The 13,046-nt window shown below is 36.5% G+C and carries 12 protein-coding genes; 11 read left to right on the top strand and 1 reads right to left on the bottom strand.

The annotated features are described in order from the left end of the window. Positions 1–6 precede the first annotated feature (6 nt). The 9 genes from MTCD1_RS15090 to MTCD1_RS15050 all read left to right on the top strand — a co-directional run bounded on the left by MTCD1_RS15090 (position 7) and on the right by MTCD1_RS15050 (position 9,174). The gene (locus MTCD1_RS15090) at positions 7–648 is read left to right on the top strand and encodes a sugar transferase (protein ID WP_057180491.1); all 642 of its coding nucleotides are present in this window, start codon (positions 7–9) and stop codon (positions 646–648) included. A gap of 34 nt (positions 649–682) precedes the next feature. Beyond that, positions 683–1,564: a uridine diphosphate-N-acetylglucosamine-binding protein YvcK gene (gene yvcK, locus MTCD1_RS15085; RefSeq protein ID WP_143760131.1), complete on the top strand. Its 882-nt coding sequence runs from the start codon at positions 683–685 to the stop codon at positions 1,562–1,564. Positions 1,565–1,726: 162 nt separating this feature from the next. Further along, on the top strand, positions 1,727–2,077 hold the full coding sequence (locus MTCD1_RS15080; RefSeq protein WP_057180488.1) for an STAS domain-containing protein: 351 nt from the start codon (positions 1,727–1,729) through the stop codon (positions 2,075–2,077). Continuing rightward, positions 2,077–2,880 (top strand): OmpA family protein, encoded by an 804-nt coding sequence (locus MTCD1_RS15075; RefSeq protein WP_057180487.1) that lies wholly within the window; start codon positions 2,077–2,079, stop codon positions 2,878–2,880. Before MTCD1_RS15080 ends, MTCD1_RS15075 begins: the two co-directional genes overlap by 1 nt. Positions 2,881–2,917: 37 nt before the next feature. Then, a complete protein-coding gene (locus MTCD1_RS15070; protein ID WP_057180486.1) occupies positions 2,918–5,026 on the top strand; it encodes an SLBB domain-containing protein in 2,109 nt (702 codons plus the stop codon). A 1-nt stretch (position 5,027) separates the two neighbouring features. Beyond that, positions 5,028–5,723 carry a P-loop NTPase family protein gene (locus MTCD1_RS15065; RefSeq protein ID WP_057180485.1) on the top strand — a complete coding sequence of 232 codons (696 nt, stop codon included), beginning with the start codon at positions 5,028–5,030 and terminating at the stop codon, positions 5,721–5,723. Between the two features lie 472 nt (positions 5,724–6,195). Beyond that, positions 6,196–6,603 carry a MazG nucleotide pyrophosphohydrolase domain-containing protein gene (locus MTCD1_RS15060; protein ID WP_057180484.1) on the top strand — a complete coding sequence of 136 codons (408 nt, stop codon included), beginning with the start codon at positions 6,196–6,198 and terminating at the stop codon, positions 6,601–6,603. Between the two features lie 146 nt (positions 6,604–6,749). After that, the gene (locus MTCD1_RS15055) at positions 6,750–7,751 is read left to right on the top strand and encodes a DNA cytosine methyltransferase (protein ID WP_057180483.1); all 1,002 of its coding nucleotides are present in this window, start codon (positions 6,750–6,752) and stop codon (positions 7,749–7,751) included. A 544-nt stretch (positions 7,752–8,295) separates the two neighbouring features. Further along, a complete protein-coding gene (locus MTCD1_RS15050) occupies positions 8,296–9,174 on the top strand; it encodes a hypothetical protein (RefSeq protein ID WP_088568969.1) in 879 nt (292 codons plus the stop codon). Positions 9,175–9,502: 328 nt separating this feature from the next. Here the strand turns inward: MTCD1_RS15050 and MTCD1_RS15045 are convergent, their stop codons facing one another. Beyond that, complete coding sequence (locus MTCD1_RS15045) at positions 9,503–10,438, bottom strand: endonuclease/exonuclease/phosphatase family protein (protein WP_159459913.1); 936 nt, start codon at positions 10,436–10,438, stop codon at positions 9,503–9,505. Positions 10,439–10,705: 267 nt separating this feature from the next. On the opposite strand from MTCD1_RS15045, the gene MTCD1_RS15040 reads away from it, so the two are divergent. Both MTCD1_RS15040 and MTCD1_RS15035 read left to right on the top strand, forming a co-directional pair. Next, on the top strand, positions 10,706–11,746 hold the full coding sequence (locus MTCD1_RS15040; protein ID WP_057180481.1) for a glycosyltransferase family 4 protein: 1,041 nt from the start codon (positions 10,706–10,708) through the stop codon (positions 11,744–11,746). Next, positions 11,736–13,046, top strand: coding sequence for a lipopolysaccharide biosynthesis protein (locus tag MTCD1_RS15035; protein WP_057180480.1), 1,311 nt, complete (start codon positions 11,736–11,738; stop codon positions 13,044–13,046). The genes MTCD1_RS15040 and MTCD1_RS15035 overlap by 11 nt, the downstream gene beginning before the upstream one ends.

Raw genomic sequence — 13,046 nt, 5'->3', positions numbered from 1 at the left:
GCTACCATGAAACAAACCAGTTTTATTCACCCCGGAATTTCTTTTCTGAAACGAAGTATCGACATAGTTTTTGCCATCATATGCTTGGTTCTCACCTGCCCCTTGGCTGTGGTTATAGCCCTGATGATAAAACTATCAACGCCAGGTCCCATTTTTTATTGCCAATTAAGGGTAGGTAAAGTTAAATCAAGAAAAGTAGAACATTTCTACATGATCAAGTTTCGCACCATGATTAATGATGCCGAGGCAGAAACGGGTGCTGTTTGGGCTATCGCTAATGATAAAAGGCTTACCTATGTAGGCAAGTTACTGAGAAAAACCCGACTAGATGAACTACCGCAATTTATTAATGTCATTAAAGGTGAAATGTCGCTGATCGGTCCTCGACCTGAACGGCCTGAAATAGTCAAAAACCTAGAAAAACAAATCCCCTTTTATTCTGAGAGAACTTATCAGATGACTCCTGGAATTACCGGCTTAGCACAGGTTTCTCAGGGGTATGATACCTGTATTGACGACGTTAAAACTAAAATAGCTTATGACTTTGCCTACTCGCTATCACTCACTAAACTAGGTAGTTGGTTATTGATGGATATAAGGATACTTTTCAAAACCTTGCTTATAATGGTACTGGGACGTGGACAATAATCTAGCCACCACAATAAAAGAGCTTGTTAAGCCTATGACAAAGATTAATGTGACTTGCATTGGTGGCGGCCACGGCTTAGGCCACCTTTTAGCGATTATTGATGATTTTGACTTTGTCAATTTAACCGGCATTGTCAGTACTACCGACAATGGCGGTTCTACCGGCCGCTTAAGGGATAGCTGCGCAACCATTTCCTGGGGGGATATTCGTTATTGTTTATCACGATTAACCAAGCAGGCATCGACTAAATCACTGTTATTTGAATATCGCTTCGATAACCTAGGTGACTTATCAGGACATAGCTTAGGTAATTTGATGTTTTGCGCCGTTGATTCTTTATGCATTAGACCAACAGAAACGGTACAAGTAATGCGAGAGTATTTAGGTATTAAAACAAATATTTTACCTATGTCCGATGCCATAACCCAACTAGTAAGTCATTCATCCGAACATTGCTATATTGGTGAAGTAGAGATTGATGATAATGTTAGTCAAGAGATCAATAAACTTGGTTTAACCCCTATGGTAAAACCAAGTAAAGAAGTATTACAAAATTTGAAAAATGCCGATGTTTTATTTCTTGGTCCTGGCAGTTTCTATACCAGCACTTTACCAAGCCTATTAATGACCGCCGTAGTTGATGTCATTAACCGCAACAATAATTTGACCGTGTATTTTATCGCCAATGTTAAAGATGAATTTAACAATCAATACGATGAAATACATTATCATCTTGAATTTATTCGAAAGCTTGGACTAGTCAAAAAGATCCATTCCTTGATTCCTCGCCATAGAGTACCTAAGTCTATCGAATTATGTCAGCCATACACAATCGCCGAACTGCCTGCCGATATACACGGTAAACACCAATATAGATTCTACCGGAATCAGTTACTTGCCTTACTAAAACCCTAGTATTTCTCCTGATTTTTTTTCGGTTGCAATTTGCAATCTAATTTGCAATTAAAGACAAACATAAAAATCTACAAAACATAAGCCATTGTATTTTAACTTAAAAATACATGGCATAAACATTGCCATTATATAAATGTGTTAACTTAATTTGTGAGATTAGTTATGTTAAATAAAACCTATGAATTCAATAACGATTTTATTATTAAACTACATGATAACTTTGATGCTGAGGCAGTAAAGATCATGAAAGATGATATAGAAAGGTACAGTAAATTCGCTACTAACATCATATTTGATCTTGAGCATGTTAACTTTATTGACTCCTCCGGCATTGGTGCCATTGTCTTTTTATATAAAAGAATGATCACTAAAGGTTATAGCGTATATGTTATTGGCTTAGCACAACAACCTTTGGAGCTCTTTCAAATGTTGTTTCTAGATAAAACCATAAATTGCTATGAAACTCTCGACGATTACCTAGCGAGTACCACAAATATACTCGTTGCCAGCTAATGCTGATTCGGCCTATTTTATTGTTACTCAGCACTGCCATAGCAGTGTCAGCTTGTAGTTCATCAACAACACTTGATAACAAGACCAGCTTACTTTCAGAGGTTACTTATTCAAAGAGCAGTGAGAAAACGCGTATGCATAACTATATTGTTAGCGCTGAGTCTCGGCTATTGGCATTAGAACAACAGGGCTCTAAAAATTGTATATTGGGACAATTAACCATAGCCGAATCATTGCTAGCGCTAGCCACCCAAGAGCATAACGCAGAGATGGAGAAGGATGCTTTTATAACCTTAGTTGAACTCGACCGGCAAATACGCAAGATTCGTTGTATCAATCAATATATTAATGGCCACATAGGCTGCGGTTATACCAATAAAAGCACAGTGCTTAAACGCTGGTATCGTGAAGCAGATTTTGAGCAATGTAAAAACCCATCGATGGCTAAAAGCAGCATTGATATAAAGCACACTTTTATCACCGAAACACTACATGACTTTGACCAAGACAAAATTAAACCGATATATTATCAATCCCTCAATAGGCTTATTGATTTAATTAAAAACTACCCTAGTGCAAAATTACATATTATTGGCCATACAGATAGCAAAGGAAGCACAGCCTATAACAGTAAATTAAGTCAAAAACGGGCCGATAATGTGGCAAAATTTTTTACTGACCATGGCATTGAGGCATCAAAAATAATTATTGAAAGCCAAGGAGAGCGGAGCCTCAGGGAATTAGAACGTAGTGATGTTGCCCGAGTGTTTAATCGCTTTACTTCTATTACCTTAGTTTTTTAAATTGTTAGCGATAAACGCACAATCTAGGAGGTTGCTCATGGGTAAATTATCAATGTTTTTTTTAACCTGCTTATTTGTTATGACGAGTTATGTGCAAGCAAGTGACATTACCATTCGCCCTGGCGACGTACTACAAATTGAAATCCCTGGTGAAATAGAATTTGAAAAGCCCTTCCAAGTGAAAAGAGATGGTACTTTACACTTACCTGAGATAGGTAAAATATCCATTGCCGGTAAAACACTAAAGCAAGCCAGCCTAGACCTAGCTCAGCTATTAGGTCAAGAATATCGGGCCATCAACAACTTTCAACTGTACTTAATTGAAAGACGCATACCTATCCAGGTATTAGGTTTTGTTAATAATCCCGGCATGGTCGATTTACCTGAGGGGGCGAATGTACAAATGGCGCTACAAAAAGCAGGTGGCGCCAGTTCAGGTGCCCAGCTAGACAGATTACAATTAAATCGCCAGGGTGTAATCACCATTTTTGATTATAAAAAATATTTAGACACCGGCGACTTTTCAATTTTACCGGATATAAGCCCATTAGATATTATTTTTGTCCCAGCATCCCCCTTGATTGGTAATGTGCAAATGGATTTTGATGCCGCGACATTATCCGCCAGTGGCGATGGCTCAGCCGCAGAAACGGCAATCAAGGTGTTTGGTGAAGTGATCAAGCCCGGCATATTTTCATATAAAGAAGGCAATACCATTGTTGACATGCTGATGAGAGCTGGTGGCGTCACTCGCTATGCCGGTGTAGAACATATCAGAGTCATTAATAATGGCACTCCGCAACTGTTTGACCTAAAGAGATATTTAGATACGGGTGATGCCTCTCTTATACCAAAAATCACCGCGGGCGCAACTTTATTTGTGCCCATACGGGAAGAAGAAGTTAAACGTGGCTTACGAACCGTCTATGTTATGGGGGAGGTGTTCAAGCCTGGAGCATATGAAGCGCCAGCCGGCACTGAGTTTTTTGATATTCTAGCCAATGCGGGTGGGCCCACTCGTTTCGCCGACTCAAGAAAAATCAGAATTATACGCGCTACGGGTCAAGTGGATGCTTTCGATTTACAGGCATTTACCGAAGGGTTAACCCAAGCAGCTATACCAAAAGTGTACCCAGGTGACGCTATCTTTGTACCTGAAAAAACGGATATGAATGAAAAGTCATGGCTTAAAATCACCCCTGATAGAGCCATAAGAGTGATAGGTGCCGTGAACAAACCCGGCCGATATGAATGGGGCGACGAAATGAGTTTTCTTGATATCCTAGCTCATGCTGGCGGCCCAACGCAAGATGCCGATATGTCGCAAATTAGAATAATAAAAAAAGGCCAAAGTAAACGGATGAAGCCCTTCGACTTGGAACACTTCTTTACTGAAGGTGGTGACTTTTCTCTTTTGCCTAAAGTAAGCGCAGGAGACACTATTTATGTCAGTGAGCGGCCTCGTGATGTTATTGATAACAAGGCACGATGGTTGCGCCAATCTCAAGCATCGTCTATTTATGTTTTTGGCCAAGTAGGACAACCCGGTCGATATGCTTTTAATAATAAAATGCATTTTTTAGATATACTTTCCGCCGCTGATGGGCCAAATCAACGAGCAGATATTCATAATATTAAAATTACCCACCGCAATAGCGTGCAAAGCAAAGTAACAACGCTTGATTTAGGCTTGTACTTTGAAACAGGTGATGAGACCTTATTACCCATAGTCAAATCAGGGGACAGTATCTATGTGCCAGAAAGGGACCGACCCTGGTTAGATTATAAAAAAGAACAAACGGTGCGCATCATAGGTGCCGTGGCGAAGCCTGGCCGTTATTTATTTAGCCCTGATATGACATTGTTAGACTTACTGGCTGAATCAGGCGGTCCGACAAAAACGGCCTATTTAGAAAAAATAATGGTGGTTAATATATCTCGCAGTCAAACACAAGAAAATGTTAGTCATATATTTAACTTAGAAGAATTTATTGAACATCCAGATTTTAACACTTTACCCTTAGTGCGTGCTGGCGATACTGTTTTTGTCCCCGATTTATCGCAAAGTAACTGGAATATATTTATGGCTAATGTCAAAGACATCGTTAGTATCGTTTCACTCGTGGCCATTGTGGGAGCGCTATAACATGTCCGTGCTACCTATTCATTATGCTGAAGTTGAAGCTATCTATAATCAAACAATTGGCTCAGGCTATAAAACCTTAGCCGTCACTTCTGCTATAGCAGGCGAAGGAAAAACCACCATAGCGCAAGCGATTGTTGAACGCGCGCAAATTGTTGGTAAAAAAGTATTACTCGTTGAAATGAACACTTTTAATCCAGCATTGTCTGAACAATTATTGATGTCGATGAACAACCACGTCGCTGAAAATGAAATAATTGCCATCGAAAGTAAAGGTTATAGCTTGCTGCCAGCCCCGCAAAATATCCGCGATGTCTTACAGTATAGGGAAAGCAAATTTCTGCTTGCCGCGATCAAGCGTTGGTTGGTAGATTTTGACTGTATTATTTTTGATACTTCAGCATTAACATCATTAAATCAAAGTAATATAGCCGCAGAGATCATTAGTGAAGTTTGTCAGGGTACCATATTGGTCATAGAAGCGGGCAGAACCCCCGCAAGTTCAATACAAGAGAGCATTGAAAAACTTAAAAATAAAAAAGTTAATTTAATCGGTTCCGTATTGAATGATAAAAGTAACCCTTCGTTATTAGTCGAGTTGCAGCGAGAAAGCCATCGACTTAACTGGCTATGCCCGGTATTGATGAGCAAGCTAAGAAAAAAATTAGCGTCCACCGTTTTACTCAATGTCTCGATCTAAATGTTTATACCCATTCTATTACATTTATTCTGACCTCAAATCTATATCAGAGCGTCAATAACAAGAAAATTTTTAGAACTAGTCATTTAACTGTAATATCAATATTTTAATGACTATTTTATATTATATAATCTAACGTTTACTGGACAATGGGTATTAGCTAAAAATTTTAAAATGAACTTATTTTGTGTTAAATATAGTGATAATAGCGAGAAGTATTTACTCACACGGTATAGCAATGGATACTAAATCCGATGGTGTTATCAAGAAATAGATCTAACAGTAAATTATGAATTTAATAATGATTTTTTGTATCAGTAAAAGTCTACAAGGATACGGAACTGGATACAAGTAAGTTAAAGGACGCAAGTTTGTATAAATAAAACACAAAGTTAGAGCCACTAAATTGTATTTACCAACGACAGTTTTTTCAAAAAATAAAGCAACCAACATAGAGTTTAAATATAAAAATATGAATTTAGGTGAATTAGAAAGATTAATAGACGTTGTTAAAATCAAAATAATTAGAGATCAAAAAGGAACTTGGTCTAAGGGAAGTACTACTTACCTGAATGCATTATTTGATGAAATCAATGAAGTCAAAGAAGAGTTATCCTCAGGAAAGCAATGTTTTCTTGAAGATGAGCTTGGTGACATACTCTGGGTTTATTTATGTTTTGTGCATAACTTAGAAGTAGAGGGTAAGGTGTCAATGTCTAGAGTATTTGAACGATCACTTATAAAATATAGTGAGAGAGTAAATGGGATTAATAATGGTGATTGCTGGGATAAAATAAAAAAGAAACAAAAAATTTATTTAGAATTAGAACAATCCACTTTTACTAGTACTATCCATCAGCAGAATACCGATACGTTATAGAAAAATTAATTGATTGGTTTCAGAATAGCATTTTAATAGAACATTTAGATTTTCAATGTTATCATATACGCACAAATACTGTGTTTACATACAGTGCATTTTGAACTATATTAATTAACTCAATATCAAAAAGAATTTATAATATTATGTATAAAATATCATCTTTTTTTTCAGGTGCTGGTGGACTTGATTTAGGTTTTCAACAATCTGGTTTTTCTATTGTATATGCAAACGAATATGATAAAGATATCTGGGAAACCTACGAAAAAAATCATTTGTCAACACCCTTAGATCGCAGAAGTATTACAAATGTAGACTCTAGTGAAGTACCTGATTGTGATGGAATCATTGGTGGTCCACCTTGTCAAAGTTGGAGCGAAGCAGGAGCACAAAGAGGTATTAAAGATGATAGAGGACAATTGTTTTATGATTTTATTCGTATTCTTAAAGACAAACAGCCAAAGTTTTTCTTAGCGGAAAATGTTAGTGGGATGCTACATCCTAAACATAGTGATGCACTAGAAAACATAAAAAATACATTTTCTGAAGCTGGTTATGATTTGTTTTTTAAATTACTAAATGCAGCTGATTACGGTGTAGGACAGGATAGAAAACGAGTTATTTTCATTGGCTTTAGAAAAGATTTAAATATTAATTTTACATTTCCTGAACCACTAACAGAAAAAATAACTTTAAAGGATATTATTAAAGATTTAGATGGCAAAGAAACACCTGCAATGGAAAAACAAAAACCAAATTTAAACTTATCGATACCTAATCACGAATATATGATTGGTGGTTTTTCTACAATGTATATGTCTAGAAATAGAGTTAGAACATGGGACCAACCATCATTTACAATACAAGCTGGCGGTAGACATGCACCAATACACCCAGGTGTACCTGTAATGAAAAAATCAGAAAAAGATAAATTCTTATTTGCTGAAGGCTATGACTATAGAAGATTAAGTGTCAGAGAATGTGCAAGAATCCAAGGGTTTCCTGATGATTTTACCTTCTATTATAAAAATGTTGCTAATGGTTATAAAATGATAGGTAACGCTGTAGCTGTTGGCTTTGCAAAGGAAATAGCAAAAAGCATCTTAGAACACTTAGAAATGAAAATTTCATATAAAACAGCATTGTAATGATTTAGCCATTAATGAGTGTAAAACACTACTTGATGAAACACTGAAAAATCTATATTTTACATACAATTAAATTAAATATTTATGAATTAAAATAAAAACAACCTTTCAACAAAGAATGGTAAAGCTGTAATTGTGAGAAGACGGACAAAAGGTCTTGCGCAATTAAGTGCTTAATCATCTAAAAAAGTTACTTTAAACGACCACGTGAGCCGCGTTGGTCGTGTTTTTTCATCTTTAATAAAATTTCTTTTTCAATACTAATACCTTGCCAATAGGCAAGATCTAAGACACGCAACACAATATCAGCAAGTTCTTCACCAAAAGCATCTGTAGGTGAATCATTTCTACATTCATTAATAGCTCACCTACATCGGAGGCTATAAGCGCTAGTGCTTCCAAAGGTGTTTTATTATGCCATCCCATTTTCTCAACCCATTCATAATTATTAAAAAACCTATGAAATGAAGGAATTAACTACATACATATAAAAAACACTTGATATACTGATGCCAATTTCACCCTAATATACTAAAGGATTAAAGTGGCAAAAGTAAAATTTTCAGAGACTGAATCATCGCTCATAGCATTATTCAAAGACAATAAAGTATTCGAATTTAATAATAAAACATACAAAATATTACAAATTGGAAAGCCTAGCCCTAGTAAAGGTGAATGCAAAACCGATATTTATATTCTTGCAGAAAGTAACGATAAATACAGAGAATTCAAAATTTCAGTAAAACAAAGTAATGCTGATTTTTTGGAAAATAAAATTAAGCTTGAAAGAGCTATAGAAATATTCGGTAGCCAAGCACAAACCATTATTAAGCAATCTATATTACAAATTAAAAAATCATTCGAAGATGAAGTATTAATCAACTTTGAAAAAAAAGGAAGAACTGAAGCAAAATGTATTACATTGGGTTGGAAATTTGAATTATTTAATAAGCTATCAGGTAAAAAATCAGCTTTGTTGAATTTAAATAAACAACAAAAAATTGATGTTTATTCAGGTACTAATTTAGATTCAAGTAAAACGAACTGTTTGGTAAACGGTACTAGAGTTGTTGATTCCGGTATAGCAGAATATATACTTGAAACAGAGCCTAATATCAATAAACCAGCTAATTATTATATATCTAAACTTGTAGCTATTGATGATTATGTAGTAAATAAAAATATCTATTTTGCATGTAAAGCACTTAACTATAGAGCCAGTAAAGACAAATGGGATGGTGATCGCCCATTAGCGGTTTATGTTGATTGGAAGGTAAAAAACGATAAGTTAACAGGTGATTTGGTTTTTTCTAACCCACTTAGTGTAAAGGGAAATCAATGTGGTAAAAATGTGCAACAAATTTTGAAATCATTAAAAATAAATAAAGACAACTTTGATGATTTAAAACATTATATTAGTTAGGTTATGGCAAGTAACTAATGACATTGATACAAAAATAGTAGTGATAATTGTTGTATTTAACTACCGTAACACAGCTACAAAACATGCTATTTGGTGATTAACACCATAGAGACACTGACTTGTAATCATTTTCTATAGCCAGCACATAAACTGCTATAGAACCACAAAAAAGATATTTAAAAGACATAAGCTTTAGTATTCTTAGTTGTCAGTTTTGGTAAAACTCTATATTTAAGTTTGCAATATAAAATTCTAACAAAACCAAATCAATGCCCGCCTACATGGATGTAGGTGATTTGGTTTAGTCTTGAATTGTGAACCTATTCCACTACTTGCTAAAATCAACCTGAGTTTTAACCGCATAATGATCTGACCAACTAAACTGGCTAATACGCTGTCGAGAGCAAATATTTGCTGGTGCTGAAAGCCAAAAGTGATCAATGGCTAAACCAAAAACAGGCAAACTGTAAGGTATATTAGGCCATGAATTAACAAATTCGCTCTTCATGCCCACCATCAGTTTATCCATTCGTCTTGAATGTTTTGATAAATTCAAATCCCCTATCACTAACGACTTTGTCAAGGGGGTAGTTTTAAGTGATTGCTTTAATTGGTATAAAGTTTTATTCCTGGTTTGCCATAATTTTTCATTACGTGGCGAAGGCGGATGTAAAGTAAGCAAGTTAATGTCGTTAACCGGCAGTTGCCATCGGCTGGTGATTAAAAAAGCACTATGGCCACTTTTATAATATTTAATATGCGTAAATGGGTAGCGACTAAACAATAGCTGATCGCTAAAAATCTGCTGTAGCTGACTTTCACCACTGACAAAATAAGGAAAATACGGCGTTAACTGCGCTATCAGTTGGCTCTTTGCTTGCTGGCTAACGCCTTGTAAGGTAATTAAATGATAGTGTTCCGCCTTAAGATGAGCTATTAACTCAGCTAGCTCATTTTCCCCCTCATGGTACTTGATGTTAAATTGAAAAAAACTAACGGGATCAACACAGGTTTTATTATTAAAGCTGCCGCTGCTATTTAAACAAAGTGCAACAATGAAATTAATCAATAAATAGCCCAGACAATCTTGCCAGGAGAGTAAGCTAATAAGCACGAACATTAGGACAATGTATATTGGCAAGACAATAAAAGGCGTTGAAAAAGTATTCTCAAGCCACCAAGGTGAGTGCGCCTGTTTCAATAAGTACCAAATAATGCTTGGCAAAAATATGAGTATTGACGCAATAACTAGCGTTATCTCCATAGATACTTGCCCTTTTGACTGAATAATTGTGACTTTCATCCTTAAATGTTAGCGCAAAATACCATACTTCACTGGATAGCTCACCCGCTGCTAAGTTAAAGCGAACAATAGAGTCAAATTACTAATTTGCTTTGCAAAGCTCTAACTGGCTATGCATATTGCGATTAAAGTCGTACTTTTAGCCACTAACTATGCTAGTAAGCTGTATTTTAAACTGGTCTGTTTTATGCATTTTAAAGTTATGACACTTTGAATTTTAGGTTTAATATGGCCGCTAAAACCCTAACCATAGCTTTACTGCTTGATAGTAGAAACTATGGTGGCATAGAAACTCATGTAGTCAATCTTGCTAGAGGCCTGCATAAATCAGGTCATAATGTGCAAATTATTTTGCTAAACAATTATGGTAAACATCCGGTATTTGAGTCAGATAAATTCCTGCGTTCAATATTGGTAAAACTAGACGGTAACCCAGCGACACTTTATAAATTAATTAAATATTCAGCCATTAATTTAGTACACACCCATGGTTACAAAGCGGGAATTATTGGTCGACTTACTGGCAAATTAGCGAATAAAGCGGTCGTTTCAACTTTCCACTCTGGCGAGCAAGGTAGTATTAAAATTAGACTATACCGCTGGCTTGACCGTATGACAGCCCATTATAGCCCTTGTATTTGTGTCTCTAAACAAATCAAAAAGTCGGCCAACTTAACCGCCGAGGTGATTGAAAATTTTGTCGAATTACCAGAGAAAACCTTAACAGAGACAACACTCGCTAGCCAGATAGCCTTTGTTGGGCGATTAAGCTATGAAAAAGGTCCTGATTTGTTTTTACGCCTAGCCGAGCAATTACCACAGTACCAATTTTCAATATATGGCAACGGCCCTATGTTAAAAGAAATCAGCATGGCGGCAACAAATAACGTGATGTTAATGGGGCACGTTAATTCCATGCAGCAACACTGGTGCAAGATAAACTTGTTGTGTATTACCAGCCGTGAAGAAGGTTTACCGCTGGTTGCCCTTGAAGCTTTGGTGAGAGGGATACCCGTAATTAGTTATGATATTGGTGGCATCTCAGCTGTCGTTATCAATAATATCAATGGCTGGCTAATACCACCCTTAAACGAAGTAGCCTTTATTGACGCCGTTAAACAGGGACAAATGTTGTCAAGTGAGCAACGAAAAAAAATGTCCTGGTCTGCTTATCAACATATTAAAAACAATTTTTCTTCTCACGCCATTATTCCTCAAATTTTCAAGGTTTACCGTAAAGCCTTAATAGGAGGTTCACATGAACATTAGTCGCTATAAAAACCTATTAAACCAATCGGCACTCTATGGCTTAAGCATTTTTCTGATGAAAGGAATCTCCTTGCTCATGCTGCCTGTATATACCCATTACCTGACGCCCGAAGATTATGGCCGACTCGAAGTGTTAGTAGTATTTTCTAATGTGGTCTCGATTATATTAGGTTTTGGCTTAGTAGAAGCATTATATCGATTTGTTGGCTTAGCCGATGGCATCGAAAAAAAGCAACGCCATGCCGCTGAATGTTTATTTATTGCCGGCATTATAGCGATTCTTTCATATGCCTTTTTTCACTTTTACTCTAAAGACTTGGCCTTGTTTTTACCTGGCATCATTACCGAAAATGAACTCTATTTATTAGGCATTGCGCTTTGTGTCGGTGGTTTAATCAATATTCCTTTGGCTTGGTTACGGATCACGGATCGAGCTGGGCTATTCTTTTGTATCTCCATGTTGAAGGTAGTGCTGCAAGTCACACTCACTTTTTATTGGTTAGTCAATGGTTGGGGCATCACCAGTATTTTAGCCGCAGGAGCTGTGTCTGCTGTGATTGTCGCGCTTATTTTATCGGTTATTCAATTAAAGGAAACAAAAATCAGTTTTTCACTGCAGCAAATGAGCAACATACTCTCCTATGCGGGGCCTATTTTTATTGGTGGTGTCGCCACATTTACTTTATCAGGTATGGATAGATGGTTATTGGCAGATCATTTTGGTGCCACAGAAATTGCCACCTATGCTATAGCGATCAAGTTCGCCTTAGTACCAACTCTGCTTATTCAACCTTTTACCCTCTGGTGGTTTCCTAAACGATTTTCGCTACTAAAAGAGCATAATGGTAAGGTATTAAATGCTCACTTTGCCGTACTTGGTGCCATTATTTCGGTACTCATTTGTGGTGTCATTGGCTTATTAGGCCCGGTATTAATTCAATGGTTAACCCCTGTTAGCTATCACGCTGCCATAGGTATATTACCTTGGCTATTGTTATGCACCCTATTGAAAATGTTAGCCGACTTATTAAACCTTGGCTGTTTTGTCGAAAAAAGCTCCAAAGTGCAAATGAATATTAACTTAGTGGCCAGTGGCTTTGGTGGACTATTGCTTATTATTTTAGTGCCCTTATTTATGATTAAAGGCGCACTTGCAGCGCTCATTATAGCTAATGCTATACGTATGGCACTTTTCTATTATTTCAGTCAACGACAAGTCTATCTACCCTATAAATTGGGTTATTTATTTTCAGCAATCAGTGCCGCTTTTGTGGTGACTTGCATTGGTCAAATAAACTAA

The organism is Colwellia marinimaniae (assembly GCF_002207865.1).
GTDB lineage: Bacteria > Pseudomonadota > Gammaproteobacteria > Enterobacterales > Alteromonadaceae > Colwellia > Colwellia marinimaniae.
The sequence above is the reverse complement of the archived record's forward strand: the minus strand, read 5'-3'. Positions and strand labels throughout refer to the sequence as shown.